This window comes from Rhizobium sp. P44RR-XXIV (assembly GCF_001999485.2).
In the GTDB taxonomy this organism is placed as follows: Bacteria; Pseudomonadota; Alphaproteobacteria; order Rhizobiales; family Rhizobiaceae; genus Rhizobium.
Window position 1 is genome coordinate 41,854 of record NZ_MPVZ02000028.1, and the last position, 15,416, is coordinate 57,269.

Sequence of the window (15,416 nt, forward strand, 5' to 3'; positions counted from 1 at the left end):
CTCCTGCACTTTGTCTTGCTGCTGCATACGCGTAAGCGGCAGCTTGGGCAAGGTGGGCGGCAGCGGGTGCCGCCCACTTTTGACGTGCTAGGGTCTGTCCATATGGTAGCAGGCGGCCGTCTGGCCGGGGCGCACCTGCTCGGTCGGCGGCATCTTCGTGCGGCAGATATCCGTCGCCTTCCAACAGCGCGGCGAGAAGACGCAGCCGGGCGGCGGATTGAGCGGCGAGGGCGGGTCGCCCTGCAGGCGGATGCGCTCGCGGCCGCGCGCCAGCTTCGGGTCCGGAATGGGGGCCGCTGAGAACAAAGCCTGCGTATAGGGGTGGGCCGGATGGTTGAGACCGTCGAGGCCGTCGCCGGCTTCCACCACCTTGCCGAGATAGAGCACCAGCACGTCGTCCGAGATCAGGCGCACGACGGAAAGGTCGTGGCTGATGAAGATCAGCGTCAGGCCGAACTCCTTGCGCAGACGGCGCAGGAGGGTAATGACCTGCCCTTGGATCGAAACGTCGAGCGCCGAAACCGGCTCGTCGCAGATGATGAGCTTCGGCCGGGTGATGACGGCGCGGGCAATGCCGATGCGCTGCGCCTGGCCGCCCGAGAATTCGTGCGGGTAGCGATTGATCATCTCGGGGACGAGACCGACTGCCGCCATGATCTCGCGGACGCGATCCTGACGCTGGGCCCTGGTCAATTTCGGCTCGAACACGGTAAGCGGCTCGGCGATGATATCGCCGACGGTCATGCGCGGATCGAGCGAGGCGATCGGGTCCTGGAAGATGATCTGCATGTCGCGGCGGGCCGCACGCATCTCCTCGTCGGTGAGATCGAGAAGATTGCCGCCCTGCCACATGATGCGGCCCTTTTGCGCCTGGATCAGCCGCAGGATGGAGCGGCCGAGCGTCGACTTGCCGCAACCGGATTCACCGACGATACCAAGCGTGCGCCCGGTCTTCAGCTCGAAGCTGACATCGTTGACGGCGGTCAGAATCATTGGCGGCTTGAAGAAGGATTTCGACGGAAGTTCGAACTCGGTTGTGAGATGCTCGACCTTCAGAAGCGTTTGCTCAGCCATGGACGAGGCTCCGTTCCTGATTAGCCGAAAGGGGATGGAAGCAGGCCGCGCAACGCTGTGGCGCCAGCCGGTCGAGCGGTGGCGCCGCGTCGAGACAGTCGTCCTCCACATGGGCACAGCGCGGCGAGAAGGCACAGCCGCGTGGCAGGTGCATCAGGTTCGGCGGCCGGCCGGGAATGACGGCGAGATCGTCGATATCCTGGTCGGGGCGTGGGATCGAGGCATGCAGCGCTGCCGTATAGGGATGCGCTGGGTCTTCGAACAGCTCATCGACCGGTGCTTCCTCGACGATGCGTCCCGCATACATGACGGCGACGCGATCGGCGAGGCCGGCGACAACGCCGAGATCATGGGTGATCATCACAAGAGCGGTGTGCATTTCTGCCGTCAACTCATTGAAAAGATCGAGGATCTGCGCCTGGATGGTGACGTCGAGCGCGGTCGTCGGTTCGTCAGCGATCAGGAGTTTCGGCTTGGTGAGCAGCGCCATGGCAATGACGATTCGCTGGCGCATGCCGCCCGAAAGCTCGTGCGGATAAAGGTTGAAGCGGCGGCTCGGGTCGGGAATGCCGACGCGTTTCAGCATGTCGAGCGCCGCGGTCGAAGCCGCGCGCGCCGATAAGCCGCCGTGGACTTCCAGCTGTTCCGTCAGCTGCCTGGAGATGCGCAATGACGGGTTGAGGGCCGTCATCGGGTCCTGGAAGACCATCGCCATGTCCTTGCCGCGGACATGATCGAGTTCGCGCGGCTTCAGCTGCAGGATGTCCTTGCCATCGAGCAGTGCCTGGCCGCTGGTGCGGCCATTCTTGGCGAGCAGGCCCATCAGGCCGAGGAAAGTCTGGCTCTTGCCGGAACCGGATTCGCCGACGACGGCGACGCGCTCGCCACGGCCGATCTTCAGGTTCAGCTTGGAGACTGCGGCAACTTCGCCTTCCGGCGTGCGGAAGGTGATGGAGTAGTCTTTGAGTTCGAGAAGCGTGTCTGTCATGTCAGCGATCCTTCGGGTCGAAAGCGTCGCGAAGACCGTCACCGATGAAGAGCAGGCTCATCAGCAGTGCGATCAGGAAACCAGCGGGGAAGAACAGCAGCCAGGGGGTCGTTTCCATGCCTGCCGAGCCCTCGGCGATCAATGTGCCGAGAGAGGTCAGCGGCTCCTGAACGCCGAAGCCGAGATAGGAGAGGAAGCTTTCCGTAGCGATGATCTCGGGGATGGTCAGCGTTGCATAGATGACGACCGGTCCGACGAGGTTGGGCACGATGTGCTTGAGGATGATCTTGAACGATCGCTGGCCCGAGGCGCGGGCCGCTTCGATGAATTCCCGCTGCTTGATGGACAATGTCTGGCCGCGCACGATGCGGGCCATGGTCAGCCATTCGAGTGCACCGATCGCTGCGAACAGCAGATAGACATTGCGGCCGAAGATGACCATCAGCAGGATGACGAAGAGGACGTAGGGGAGCGCGTACATGATATCGACGAAGCGCATCATGATGGCGTCGACGCGGCCGCCGAAATAGCCGGCGACGGCGCCATAGAGCACGCCGATCACGACGGAGACGAGCGTCGCCACCAGGGCGACTGTCAACGAAACGCGGGTGCCGTAGAGCGTACGCGACAGCAGGTCACGGCCGTTGCCATCGGTGCCGAAATAGTGACCGACTGCGAAGTCCGGGGCGCCTCGGAAGGAGTTCCAGTCCGGATCCTCATAGTTGAAGGGCAGGAAATACGGGCCGAATATGGCGACCAGAACCAGCACGGCCAGCACGATCAGCGACAGTGCTGCCGCCTTGTTGCGCAGCAGGCGACGCATCGCATCGCCGGTGAGGGAGCGCCCCTTGGGTGCAAGCCCTTCTGCTGAAAGCAATTCCGCTTCCAGCAATTCTCTCTTGGCGGAATTGAGGATCATCGCATTCTCACTTTCGGGTCGAGCCAGGCATAGGCGATGTCGACCAGCAGGTTGAGGACCACGATCAGGACCATGTAGAAAATGACCGTGCCGAGAACCATGCCGTAATCGCGATTAAGCGCCGCTCCGACGAAGTAGCGGCCGACGCCGGGGAGACCGAAGATGCTCTCCACGACCAGCGAACCGGTGAGGAGGTAGCTGGCGGCCGGACCGAGATAGGAGACGACTGGCATCATGGCCGGTTTCAACGCGTGGCGCATGATGGTCAGCCGCGGGCCGATCCCCTTTGCCTTGGCCGTGCGAATGAAGTTCTGGCCGAGAACCTCGATCATCGAGCCGCGCATCAGGCGGGAGATACGCGCTGCGTGCGGCAATGTCAGGACAATGATGGGCAGAACCAGGAACTTGATCGAACCGTCACCCCAGCCACCCACCGGCAACCAACCAAGCGTGTTGCCGAAGACAAGCTGAAGGATCGGGGCGATCAGGAAGCTTGGCATGACCAGGCCGATGAGCAGGCCTCCGCCCAGCCAGTAGTCGGCGCTGCGGTTCTGATACAGCGCCCCAAGACAGCCTATGAAGACGCCGAGGATCGTGGCGAGCACGAAGGCGGAACCGCCGATGGTCAGCGTGTAGGGAAATCCCGACATGATTTGCTGGGTGACGGTGAAATCCTGATTGGCGAAGGAGGGGCCAAGATCGCCCTTCATGACGTCGCCGACATAGATCAGGTATTGCTCAACCAGGGGCTTGTCGAGGTTGTAGTGAGCCGCGAGGTTGGCTTTGACTTCCGGCGGCAATGGCCTTTCGCCATCGAATGGGCCGCCGGGAGCGAGGCGCAAAATGAAAAAGCACACTGTCACGGCAATCCACAAGACGGGGATTGTCGACAGCAGACGACGGAGAGCGTAACGGAACATGGGTGCGTTGAGGCCCCGCCCAGCAAGAGCTGGCGGGGCCTTTTCCTATTATTCTTTGATGGACAGCCAGCGAGTGCGGTGAATGTCCTGAATATTATCGACGAACCCCTGCACCTTCGGGGCGACGATGTTCTGCGACACGTAGTAGTAGATCGGGATCGCGGCGCTGTCGTCGAGGGCCAGCTGTTCGGCCTTCTTGTAGATCTCGGCGCGCTTCTTCAGATCGATCTCTTCATTGCCCTGCTTGATCAGAGCGTCGTAATCCTTGTTGCTCCAGCGGCCGTAGTTCATCTCGACGCCGGTGGACAGAAGGTTCAGGAAGTTGATCGGATCGTTGTAGTCGGCGAGCCAGCCGGCGCGGCCGATCTGCACCTCACCGCGCTGCATTTCATCGTAATGCACCTTGGTTTCGGTGTTGTAGAGCTCGATATCAACGCCGAGCGGCTTCCACATTGCGGCGATCGCAACTGCGATGCGCTTGTGGTTGTCGTTGGTGTTGTAGCGCAGCTGTGCCTTCAGCGGATGGTCAGGGCCGAAACCTGCTTCCTTCAGAAGCTTCTTGGCCTCTTCGACCTTCTGCTTGTAGGGCTCGTCTTTCCAGCTGACATAGGCCGGGTCGCCGTAATTGGCCGTGCCCGGCGGTACCCAGGAGTAGGACGGCAATTCACCGGTGCCGAGGATCTTCGGACCGATCACTTCGCGATTGACGGCCATGGAAAGGGCCTGACGGACGCGCTTGTCGTTGAAGGGCGGCTTGGTGGAGTTCAAGACGTAATAGTAGGTGCCAAGGAACGGCACGACATGCGCTTGACCAGGAAGGTTCTTCTGAATCCACTCGAACTGGTCTGCGGGGAACGACGTCAGGATATCGAATTCGCCGGCACGGTAGCGCTTCAGCGCGGCTGCCTGGTCTTCCAGCGTGTAATAATTGACGTTGTCGATCTTCACGTCCTTGGCGTCGTAATACTGGTCACTCTTGACCATGCTGACGTGCGAACCAGGCACCCATTCGGTGGGCTTGTACGGGCCGTTGGTGACGATATTGCCGATCTTGACCCATTGGTCGCCCTTGGCTTCAACAACATGCTTCGGCAGCGGATAGGCCGTGTAATGCATCAAGGCGTTGAGGAAGTAGGGGGTGGGGTTTTCAAGGGTGATTTCGAGCGTCTTGTCGTCGATCGCCTTGACGCCGAGCTGGGTCAGATCCTTGATCTCACCCTTGTTGATCTTTTCTGCGTTGTGGATCGTGTATTGCAGGTAGGCGTACTGGGCGGCGGTCTTCGGATCCATCAGGCGCTGGAAGGCGAAAACGAAATCCTGTGCGGTCACAGGCTGGCCATCGGACCACTTGATGCCGTCGCGCAGCTTGAAGGTATAGACCTTCTGGTCGGGGGAAATGGTCCAGCTCGCGGCCTGGCCCGGAATGGGGTTGTCCTTGGGATCTTCGGTCACCAGACCTTCGAAAATATCGCCATCGATACGGTTTTCCCAGTCGCCGGAAATTTTTTGCGGGTCGAGCGATGTTGGGTCACCGCCGTTGTGGATATTGAGGGTCGCGGCATGCGCGGAAACACTCAATATGGTGCTGACGAAAGCCGCAGCGATAAATTTTCGGGTGAAATGAGTCATATGTTTTCCCACCTTTCTGGAGTTATTATCCTTGTTTTACAAGGCTGTTTTTGATCCCGCAGGTGACCCGTACGTGCAGGTCAATGCGGGAAGTTATCGAAAGCGACGTCGCTTTCAAGCCCCTAAAAGACGCTGAGGCTTTGTGTGAGAGTTTTCATATTGATAATTCTCTAAAATTGATACTGCGAATTTACGCTTGTTATGGTTGAGATCCTGCCATGGACGGATTGCTGCTTGCCGGTCGCGGCTGAGTGTGCAAACTGGGAGGCCTTGTGCGATATCGAGGCGGTTTGATGACATCGACGAAGAAGGCGGCTGGAGCCGACTGGTGGCGCGGCTCAGTGATCTATCAGGTCTATCCGCGGTCGTTTCAAGATACCGATGCCAACGGGCTCGGCGACATCAAGGGGATCACCCGCCGCCTGCCTCATATCGCCGCACTCGGGGTCGATGCGATCTGGCTGGCACCGTTCTTCACCTCGCCAATGGCGGATATGGGCTATGACGTCGCCGACTATTGCGATGTCGATCCGATTTTCGGAACACTTGCCGATTTCGATGAAATGATGGCCGCAGCACACCAGCTTGGGCTGAAAGTCATCATCGATCAGGTCATCTCCCATACGTCGGACCAGCATCCCTGGTTCGTGGAGAGCCGGACAAGTTGCGACAATGCGAAGGCGGACTGGTACGTCTGGGCCGATCCGAAGCCGGATGGCACGGCGCCGAACAACTGGCTGTCGATCTTCGGTGGGCCGGGCTGGGAATGGGATGGCGTGCGTCGCCAATATTACCAGCACAATTTCCTGACCTCGCAGCCGGACCTGAACTTCCACAACTCCGACGTTCAGGATGCCGTGCTGGCAGCCGTAAAGTTCTGGCTCGAGCGCGGCGTCGATGGCTTCCGTCTGGATACCGTCAATTATTATTTCTGCGACAAGAAGCTGCGGGATAACCCGCCGGCACTCGTTGCCACGGGTGGTCTCGATGCGCCGGAGAGCAATCCATACGGCATGCAGAACCATCTCTACGACAAGACGCAGCCGGAAAATGTCAATTTTCTGAAGCGGTTCCGCGCGTTGCTCGATCAGTATGAGGATCGCACGACGGTCGGCGAGGTGGGCGATGGCGCTCGTTCGCTGCAGACCGTGGCCGCCTATACGAGCGGCGGCGACAAGCTGCATATGTGCTATACGTTCGATCTGCTCGGACCGGATTTCACCCCGGCGCATTTCCGACGGTGTGTCAGCGACTTCCAGGACAATGTCGTCGACGGCTGGGTCTGCTGGGCCTTTTCCAACCACGACGTGCAGCGCCATGTCAGCCGCTTTGCCGAGACGGAGGCTGAGCAGCCGCGCGTCGCGAAGCTGGCGATTTCGTTGCTCTCGACGCTGCGTGGCTCGATCTGCCTTTATCAAGGCGAAGAACTCGGTCTTCCCGAGGCGGAGCTTGCCTTCGAGGATCTGCGCGATCCCTACGGCATTCGCTTCTGGCCGGCCTTCAAGGGGCGTGACGGATGCCGCACGCCCATGCCCTGGGAGGCAAGCCGTGCCCATGCCGGCTTCACGACCGCCGACAAGTCATGGTTGCCGGTGCCCTACCAGCATGCGGCGCTTGCCGTCGACAAGCAGGAGGCGGAAGAGGCATCCGTACTGCATCACTATCGGCAGACACTGGCCTTCCGCAAGGAGCATGCCGCCTTGCGCGATGGCGACATGACCTTCCTCGACACCGAAGAAGATGTGCTTGCCTTCACGCGTGAAAAGAATGGCGAGACCTTGTTCTTCGTCTTCAACCTGTCCCGCAAGCCGGTGAAGGTCGCCCTGCCGGCGGGGATCGAGATCGCGAAGGCCGTGCCTATGCCGGGCTTCGGCGCTGCTCATACCGGCAAGGACATAACGCTGGCCGCGCTCGATGTATTCTGCGGGAAGGCTGCTTGATCAATCCGCAAGCTGGCTGTCGTTGGCCTGATGAGGGCGAAGCGAGCCGCTGACTTGATTTCGCCAGCCGGATCCGTGCTGCGAGAAATGCGATAAACACCTCTCGCGACCGATGTGGCTAGCTTGGCAGAGCCAGTTTATAAATTTTTGCTCTACTTTAGCGGGCGGGAATTTTCCGACTGGACAAATGGGCTCGCCTACCTAGTTTTTTGCATCTGACACGCAAAGATCGCATCAAGATTGCAACGGAGCCAATCAACGGTAGGACATTCGCGCAATGTCCATATTCCCCCCATCGTCAACACATCGAAAAATGGCAGGTCAAATATGGGATTAGCACCGCTTACGAGGCCGCTGGGCCAGACGCCGCAAACTGGCTCGGATCGTCTCTATCTGATACCGCTTTCCAGTTGTCCTATTCTGGGTGGAGACAAGGCAGCAGGATCGCCGTCTGGGGTGGTTTTTACCGGTCGTTCTTTTGAGGCTGCAAGCGAGAATTCGCTCTCATGCTGCGGTCGCTATAATTTCAACAACAGCCTTCATCAGGGTGTCGCGGGGATGGTGGACGACGGGTCTCTCATCTTCGCCGTCAACAGCTGGGTCAGCGGCCGTCGTTGCACGGTGATGGGTGCGTTCGACCCGTTGGGCAAGCCGGTCGCTCCGACCAAGCCGCAGCAGGATTTGCTGGCCAAGTATTTTCCAACCACGGAACGCCCAATCGTTCTCGACACGAAAGCCAAAAGCGATATCGGCTTTAGAACGAACGGCGCCAATCCGAATGTCGGCGTCTATGTCGGCAACAAGACCATCATTTTCGATGTCCATGCACGCCTGGGCGATGACAGCAAACGCTATCTGGAAGGCGGTGCGACCGTCACGACGGATTTCGACGGCAAAGTGACCGGACAAGCCTATACGCTGACGGCCAAGGACGGCAATGCGTCGCTGGGCGGCGGCTATGAACGAAAGGGCACCCAGACGATCGAGAGCGTGAACGCCACCTGGGACAAATGGTCTTTGGCGGGCAAACGATCGAGGGATGGCGCCAATAGGGATCGCCAGCTCGACCTTTCCTTTCGTGCCTCCGAAAGAATGACGATCAAGGCTTCCTGGAGGCCGGACGTAAAACCGCCATCCACGCCGCCGCGGATGACATCCTATTCATTCGACAAGCCGCCGGTTGTTCCGAATTACAGCCAATATATGATCACGCTGGAAATAAAGCTGCCCTGATATCGGGCTGCCCAAGATCTAGGCGATTGATCAGCCGATCAACATGAACTTGTCGACATCGACCAAGCCTTTGTCCGATATCTTCAGGTGCGGTATGACGGGCAGGGGCAGGAAAGCAAGCTGGAGGAAAGGCTCTTCCAGCGTTGCGCCCAGGGCATAGGCTGCCTGGCGCAAATGATGCAGTGTGTCGCGCACGCTCTCGTAGGGCTCGAGGCTCATCAGGCCGGCGATGGGCAGTGCGATCTCGCCGGTAACGACGCCGTTTTCCACAACCACGAAGCCGCCGTTGATGTCGCTGAGGCGATTGGCGGCCAGCGCCATGTCATCCTCGCTGACACCGACGACGCAGATATTGTGGCTGTCATGGCCGACGGTCGAGGCGATCGCGCCCTTCTTCAGCCCAAAACCCTGGACGAAGCCATTGGCGTGATTGCCGTTCTTGCCGTGGCGCTCGATGACGGCGACCTTGATTACGTCGTTGCCGAGATCGATATCGGTCTGGTTGCCCTTGATGGGCAGGCGATAGCGGCGATGTTCGGTGATGATCTTGCCGGGAGTGACGCCGATGACCGAGCTTTCGCCCTCCGTGACAGGCACGCCGAAGTCGGCGGCATTGATCGGGCGGGCCTTGACGCTGTCGAGACCGACCGGAGCGATGGGTTTGCGTGTGGCAAAGAGCTCGTTTGTGACGCGACGGCCGGCGGAGAAGACGGTCTCGGCCTTGCAATTCTCGAGGCTATCGATGATGACGAGATCGGCGCGCCAGCCAGGCGCCACAAGCCCACGATCCCGCAGACCGAAGGCGCGAGCGGCCGATATCGATGCGGCGCGATAGATGGCCAGTGGCTCGACGCCATGCGCGATGGCGGTGCGGATCATATAGTCCAGGTGGCCTTGCTCGGCGATGTCGAGGGGATTGCGGTCGTCGGTGCAGAGCGCGAGGTGAGGCGACAGGCGCTCGGTAATGATCGGCATCAGCGCATGCAGGTCCTTTGAGACCGAACCCTCGCGCACAAGCACCTGCATACCCTTGCGGATCTTCTCCAATGCCTCTTCGGCGGTGGTCGATTCATGCTCCGTGCGGATGCCGGCGGCGAGATAGCCGTTGAGATCGTTGCCGCGCAGCAATGGCGCATGGCCGTCGATATGGCCGCCCTGGAAGGCTTCGAGCTTCGCCATGCAGACGGGGTCCTTGTGGACCACGCCGGGGAAATTCATGAATTCGGCGAGGCCGATCACCTTCGGATGGTGGCGGAAGGGCAGTAGCTTTTCGATCGGGAGATCGGCGCCTGAGGTTTCCAGATGCGTCGCCGGCACGCAGGACGATAGCTGGACGCGGATGTCCATGATGGTTTCCAGCGAACAGTCGAGGAAATACTGGATGCCCTCGGTGCCCAGCACATTGGCGATCTCGTGCGGATCGCAGATGACCGTCGTGACACCATAGGGCAGCACGCAGCGGTCGAATTCATGCGGCGTTACCAGCGAGGATTCGATATGCAGATGCGTATCGATGAAGCCCGGCACGACGATGCGGCCCGTTATGTCGATCTCTTCGCGGCCTTTGTATTCGCCGCAAGTGCCGACGATGCGATCACCACAGATGGCGATATCGGAGGCGACAAGCTCTCCCGTCACCAGATCGAAAAACCGCCCACCCTTCAGCACGATATCCGCCGGCTCGCGGCCCACGCCCTGGTCGATATAGCGTTCGAGTTTGGTGGTCATTGTTCTTCCTCGCATATGGATCGCCCCTCATACCCGACCGATCTGTTTGAGCAGAAGGGGGTAGGAGGGGCGTAGATTTGGTGGAGCCTATGCCTTAGATATTATTCTGCAAGATCTCGCGAAGCTTGCCGAACAGCTCGTCGATGTGGTGCTTCTCGATGATCAGCGGCGGCGAGAGCGCGATGATATCGCCGGTGGTGCGGATCAGCAGGCCCTTCTCATAGGCCTTGAGGAAGGCTGTGAAGGCGCGCTTCGTAGGCTCGCCGGCAATCGGGTCGAGCTCGATGGCGCCGATCAGGCCGGTGTTGCGGATGTCGATGACGTTCGGGCAGTCCTTCAGCGAATGCAGCGCATCGGCCCAGTAGTCCGAAAGCTCGGCTGCGCGGGTCAGCAGGCCTTCTTCCTTGTAGGTGTCGAGGGTGGCCAGCGCGGCTGCCGATGCGATCGGGTTGCCGGAATAGGTGTAGCCGTGGAAGAACTCGATCATATGTTCGGGTCCCTGCATGAAGGCGTCGTGGATTTCGGAGGTAACGAAAACCGCACCCATCGGGATGACGCCGTTGGTCAGGCCCTTGGCCGTGGTGATGATATCAGGCTTGACATCATAATATTGCGCAGCAAACGGAGTGCCGAGACGGCCGAAGCCGGTGATGACTTCGTCGAAGATCAACAGGATGCCGTGCTTGGTGCAGATTTCGCGCAGCTTCTGCAGGTAGCCCTTCGGCGGGATCAGAACGCCGGTGGAGCCGGCAACCGGCTCGACGATAACGGCTGCGATGGTCGAGGCGTCATGCAGGGTGACGATGCGCTCCAGTTCGCTGGCGATATCGCCGCCATGCTCGGGCTCGCCGCGCGTGAAGGCATTCTTGCCGGGAAGATGCGTGTGCGGCATGTGATCGACGCCGGTCAGCAGCGTGCCGAACATCTTGCGGTTGGTGACGATGCCGCCGACCGAGATGCCGCCGAAATTGACGCCGTGGTAGCCGCGCTCACGACCGATGAGACGGGTGCGCGAACCGTTGCCCTTCACGCGGTGATAGGCAAGCGCGATCTTCAGAGCCGTTTCGACCGATTCCGAACCGGAATTCGTATAAAGCACATGGTCGAGGCCATCCGGGGCAATATCCACCAGCCGGTTCGCCAGCTCGAATGCCTTGGGGTGGCCGAGCTGGAAGGCAGGGGCATAATCCAGCTCGCCGGCCTGCTGGGCAATGGCTTCGGTGATCTTCGGCCGGCAATGACCCGCGTTTACGCACCACAGACCGGCAGTTCCATCCAGTACCTGCCGACCGTCGTGGGTGGTGTAGTACATATCCTTGGCGCTGACGAAGAGGCGCGGTTCCTTCTTGAACTGACGGTTGGCCGTAAACGGCATCCAGAAGGCGCGCAAATCATTTGGGGCGGCATTCAAACGGTCCGACATGCTGTTCTCCAATGGCCATTCGGGGGCCATTTCCCGATCGCGATGCGACATCGCGTGATTATATTTACTGCCTGGTCAAATTATCAGCCGGCCCTTTGGCGTCAAGGCAAAGATGGTGGCCGAAAAGGGAAGGGCGCCAGGAATTGGCTATCTCGCAAGCAGATGCCGGCCGGTCGGATCAAACTCGTTGCAAAGGCCGGCGCCAGCGCTATCGTTGTTGAAAAGCGCATGAAAAAACCGGCAAATCGGAGATTTGCCGGCCAAAATAGTTAAACACCTGGTGATGAAAGCAAGGCGGTCTTCAGGGCTATATATTGTTCCCATCTGACCATTCGCCGGCAGACTTCAAGCTTGTTAAAGCCTTCAAGCAGCCGATCTACTTTTTTCAGGTTCACAATAAATGTCTTCCAGCGTTTCGAGAACTCGAATGACCGATTCCGAAGTGCTGGAGTAGTAAATCGTTTGAGCGTCGCGACGTGTCTTTACGAGCTTCTGAGCGCGCAGCTTCGAAAGATGCTGAGACAATGCCGATTGGCTCAATCCAACCTGATTGGCCAAAACGCCAACAGGAACTTCGCCCTTAACAAGACTGCAAAGGATCAAAAGACGCTTTGGGTTTGCCATTGCCGATAATAATGCTGCCGCAACATTGGAATGTTCAGCCAAATTTCTTGTCTTCATGTTTTAAACTTCCAAATGTGGAGCGTACATCAGAAATTGTGCTATTTCTAATCCGGTCCCAAACCGATATCTAACAATACCAAGAGGGGCCGAAGATTGTATATACCTAAATTTAAGGTATCGAGTATGCTGTTTTAGGTATGTATGTATGACAGCAAAGCGATGGAATTATGGGTGATCAATGTCCCTCAGGGGCACGAAATGACCCAAATTAGGTCGATTGTGGGCATTTCCGGGCCACAAATATGCCAATTTCCGGAATAATTGAGATGCAACCTACCAATAATGGTCGATGCTACGCTAGGGTGTCGGGCTACTAATTCTCGCACTATTACGCGGTCTTACTGCAGTCAGAAATTTGTTTTCAGCTTAAAGAATCGCGATGTCCTCTGAGGACAGGATGTAGGCTCTTCCGAACCCGCCGTTCAGGCTGGCATCGAGCGGAATGAAGCGGAAAAAGCAAAAATCCGGGAAGTCGATATAAAGCTTCGATTTCGGGTGACGTTCAAGGAAACGTCCGCGGATCCGCTCGTGCGGTGCACCTTCACGCTCGACGCGCTCGGCACGGCAGCGCATGGTCAGGCGAGGATGGGCGAGGGGGTCACCCTTGCCCGGTTCTCCAAAGAGGATGGATGCCCTCGGATCTTTCAATAGGGTCCTGGTATGTGCTGAAAGGCCCGAGACGAGAATGACGGGAGCACCGTCGGCATCGGTGGCGGTCAGGACACGGCTGACCGAGGGAAAACCCGTCTCCGGATCGATGACGGCAAGTGCTGCGTGAGCGGCCGTGTCTATGAGGACGCGCGCCTGTTTGCGCGCATCCTCATCAGTTTCGCGGATGACGGATGGTTTATCGTTCATTAACGGCTCCATGAATACGGGAGCAGGCGTGAACGACTACTCCTTTCGTCTGTGGCTGGTGAGCCCGGCCACGACGTCTTGCGCGGAGATCGTTCCGATAATCGCACCATTGTCAACAACGCCGATATTGCCGGGCTGGCGCGTCAGCGCATCGAGAATATCGACAAGCGGGGTGGCCGCGGCGGCTGTTGCGGTGACCGAACCACCCGATGTCGAATGGCCGACGCCCTGCTGCATGACATCGCGCGCAGTCAGCATGCTGATCGGGTTCATGTGCTGCACGAAATCAGCCACATATTGATCGGCCGGGTTCTTGACGATTTCCTGCGGCGTTCCGCATTGGATGATGTGGCCGCTCTCCATGATAGCGATACGGTTGCCGATACGAAACGCCTCGTCCAGATCGTGGCTGACGAAGAGGATGGTGCGTTTCAGGCGGCGCTGGAACTCCAGGAGTTCGTCCTGCAGGCGGGTACGGATCAATGGATCGAGCGCGGAAAACGGCTCGTCCATGAGCAGGATCGGTGCGCCGGTTGCAAAGGCACGGGCGAGGCCGACGCGCTGCTGCATGCCGCCCGAAAGCTCGTTGACCTTGCGATTGGCCCATTGCGTCAGATTGACGAGCTGGAGCTGTTCATCGACGCGCTTCTTGCGTTCGGCGTCGGGCACGCCCGCAAGCTCAAGGCCGAAACCCACATTGTCGGCGACCGTACGCCATGGCAGCAATGCGAACTGCTGAAACACCATGGAAACGGTATGCATGCGCAGATCGCGCAGGGCCTTGGGGCTGCAAGCATAGGGATCGACGGGACCGGTCTTGCTGTTGACGATGACATTCCCGCGCACCACCGGCGCCAGGCCGTTGACAGCGCGCAGCAGCGTCGACTTACCTGAGCCTGAAAGGCCCATGAGCACGAGAATTTCGCCTTCTTCGATCTCGAGCGAGGCATTGGCAACGCCGAGCACCATGCCGGTTGCCTTGCCGATCTCATCGCGCGTTTTACCTTCATCAGCGAGCTTCAGCGCAGCGTCCGGGCGATCACCGAAGATAATGCTGACATTGTTGAATGCGACGGCGGCGGTCATGAGCGGTCTCCTTCGCCGGGGGCGCGGAACATACGGTCGAGGATGATCGCCAAAATGACGATGCAGGAGCCGGAATCGAAGCTCTTGGCGACGTTGACGCTGTTCAGCCCGCGCAGCACGGGCACGCCGAGGCCCGGCGCGCCGACAAGCGCGGCGATGGAGACCATGGAGAGGGACAGCATGATTGTCTGTGTCAGCCCGGCCATGATCTGCGGCGCGGCGAAGGGCAGCTCGATCTTGCGGAGCACCTGCCGTGGCGTCGCGCCGAAGGCTTCGGCTGCCTCCACGAGCGAGGGCGGCGTGGAGATGATGCCGAGGCGGGTCATGCGGATGGCGGCGGGAATGGCAAAGACGACCGTCGCAACGAGACCAGGCACCATGCCAAGGCCAAGCAGGATCATCGCCGGCACCAGATAGACGAAGGTCGGGATGGTCTGCATCAGGTCAAGGATCGGACGCAGAATGGCATAGAGCCAGGGACGCGCGCCGCGGCGATGCCCATGGGCACGCCGACCAGCATACAGACGAAAGTAGAGGCCAGCACCAGTGCGAGCGTTTCCGTCGTCTCTTTCCAGTAACCCTGGTTGATGGTGATGAGCAGACCGATGAAGGTCAGTACCGTGATGGTGATGCTTCGGCGCATCCAGTAGGCGACGGCCGCGAAAACGACGACGACGATGAGCGGATGTGGCGCCTGCAGGAGAAACAGCAGCGCATTGATCCCATGCGCGACAACGAAGGAAAGGCCGTCGAAGAACCAAGTGAAATTGGCTATCAGCCAATCGACGACTGCTTTGGCCCATGGCCCGATGGGGAGGCGGTAATCGTTTAACCAGTTCACGTCTTTGCCCACGATTGGGGGCGGCTTATCCGATGATCTCGTATTTCCGGAAGGTGCCGCCGAAGAATAACGGTCTGTCGCGCCACAGGGACT

General features: G+C 59.3%; 11 protein-coding genes and 2 pseudogenes. 2 read left to right on the forward strand and 11 right to left on the reverse strand.

Going from position 1 to position 15,416, the window contains the following annotated elements; translation table 11 throughout:
* Window positions 1–87: 87 nt before the first annotated feature.
* Genes BSK43_RS17305 through BSK43_RS17325 form a run of 5 tightly spaced genes read right to left on the reverse strand, consistent with a single transcriptional unit; the run spans window position 88 to window position 5,530 of the window.
* Window positions 88–1,074, reverse strand: coding sequence for an oligopeptide/dipeptide ABC transporter ATP-binding protein (locus tag BSK43_RS17305; RefSeq protein WP_136687068.1), 987 nt, complete (start codon window positions 1,072–1,074; stop codon window positions 88–90).
* Window positions 1,067–2,062, reverse strand: a complete 996-nt coding sequence (locus BSK43_RS17310) for an ABC transporter ATP-binding protein (RefSeq protein WP_136687070.1) — start codon at window positions 2,060–2,062, stop codon at window positions 1,067–1,069. Before BSK43_RS17310 ends, BSK43_RS17305 begins: the two co-directional genes overlap by 8 nt.
* Before the next feature lies 1 nt (window position 2,063).
* Window positions 2,064–2,981 (reverse strand): ABC transporter permease subunit, encoded by a 918-nt coding sequence (locus tag BSK43_RS17315; RefSeq protein WP_068388501.1) that lies wholly within the window; start codon window positions 2,979–2,981, stop codon window positions 2,064–2,066.
* Complete coding sequence (locus BSK43_RS17320) at window positions 2,978–3,901, reverse strand: ABC transporter permease subunit (RefSeq protein WP_077471840.1); 924 nt, start codon at window positions 3,899–3,901, stop codon at window positions 2,978–2,980. The genes BSK43_RS17315 and BSK43_RS17320 overlap by 4 nt, the downstream gene beginning before the upstream one ends.
* Window positions 3,902–3,949: 48 nt before the next feature.
* Window positions 3,950–5,530, reverse strand: coding sequence for a peptide ABC transporter substrate-binding protein (locus tag BSK43_RS17325; protein ID WP_077471839.1), 1,581 nt, complete (start codon window positions 5,528–5,530; stop codon window positions 3,950–3,952).
* A 293-nt stretch (window positions 5,531–5,823) separates the two neighbouring features.
* Between BSK43_RS17325 and BSK43_RS17330 the strand changes: the two genes are divergently transcribed.
* The gene (locus BSK43_RS17330) at window positions 5,824–7,470 is read left to right on the forward strand and encodes an alpha-glucosidase family protein (RefSeq protein ID WP_136687072.1); all 1,647 of its coding nucleotides are present in this window, start codon (window positions 5,824–5,826) and stop codon (window positions 7,468–7,470) included.
* Window positions 7,471–7,797: 327 nt separating this feature from the next.
* A complete protein-coding gene (locus BSK43_RS17335; RefSeq protein WP_136687074.1) occupies window positions 7,798–8,703 on the forward strand; it encodes a hypothetical protein in 906 nt (301 codons plus the stop codon).
* Between the two features lie 30 nt (window positions 8,704–8,733).
* Here the strand turns inward: BSK43_RS17335 and ade are convergent, their stop codons facing one another.
* The 6 genes and pseudogenes from ade to choW all read right to left on the reverse strand — a co-directional run bounded on the left by ade (window position 8,734) and on the right by choW (window position 15,323).
* The gene (ade, locus tag BSK43_RS17340) at window positions 8,734–10,431 is read right to left on the reverse strand and encodes an adenine deaminase (RefSeq protein WP_205910633.1); all 1,698 of its coding nucleotides are present in this window, start codon (window positions 10,429–10,431) and stop codon (window positions 8,734–8,736) included.
* 94 nt (window positions 10,432–10,525) lie between these two features.
* Window positions 10,526–11,854, reverse strand: a complete 1,329-nt coding sequence (locus BSK43_RS17345; RefSeq protein ID WP_077471836.1) for an aspartate aminotransferase family protein — start codon at window positions 11,852–11,854, stop codon at window positions 10,526–10,528.
* A 363-nt stretch (window positions 11,855–12,217) separates the two neighbouring features.
* On the reverse strand, window positions 12,218–12,535 hold the full coding sequence (locus BSK43_RS17350; protein WP_004116664.1) for a metalloregulator ArsR/SmtB family transcription factor: 318 nt from the start codon (window positions 12,533–12,535) through the stop codon (window positions 12,218–12,220).
* 272 nt (window positions 12,536–12,807) lie between these two features.
* A pseudogene (locus BSK43_RS17355) lies at window positions 12,808–13,396 on the reverse strand (pyridoxamine 5'-phosphate oxidase family protein); the annotation flags it as partial.
* 36 nt (window positions 13,397–13,432) lie between these two features.
* Entirely contained in the window at window positions 13,433–14,482 is a 1,050-nt protein-coding gene (choV, locus tag BSK43_RS17360) for a choline ABC transporter ATP-binding protein (protein WP_077471835.1), read from the reverse strand.
* Window positions 14,479–15,323, reverse strand: a pseudogene (choW, locus tag BSK43_RS17365) (choline ABC transporter permease subunit). Before choW ends, choV begins: the two are co-directional and overlap by 4 nt.
* Window positions 15,324–15,416: the final 93 nt, after the last annotated feature.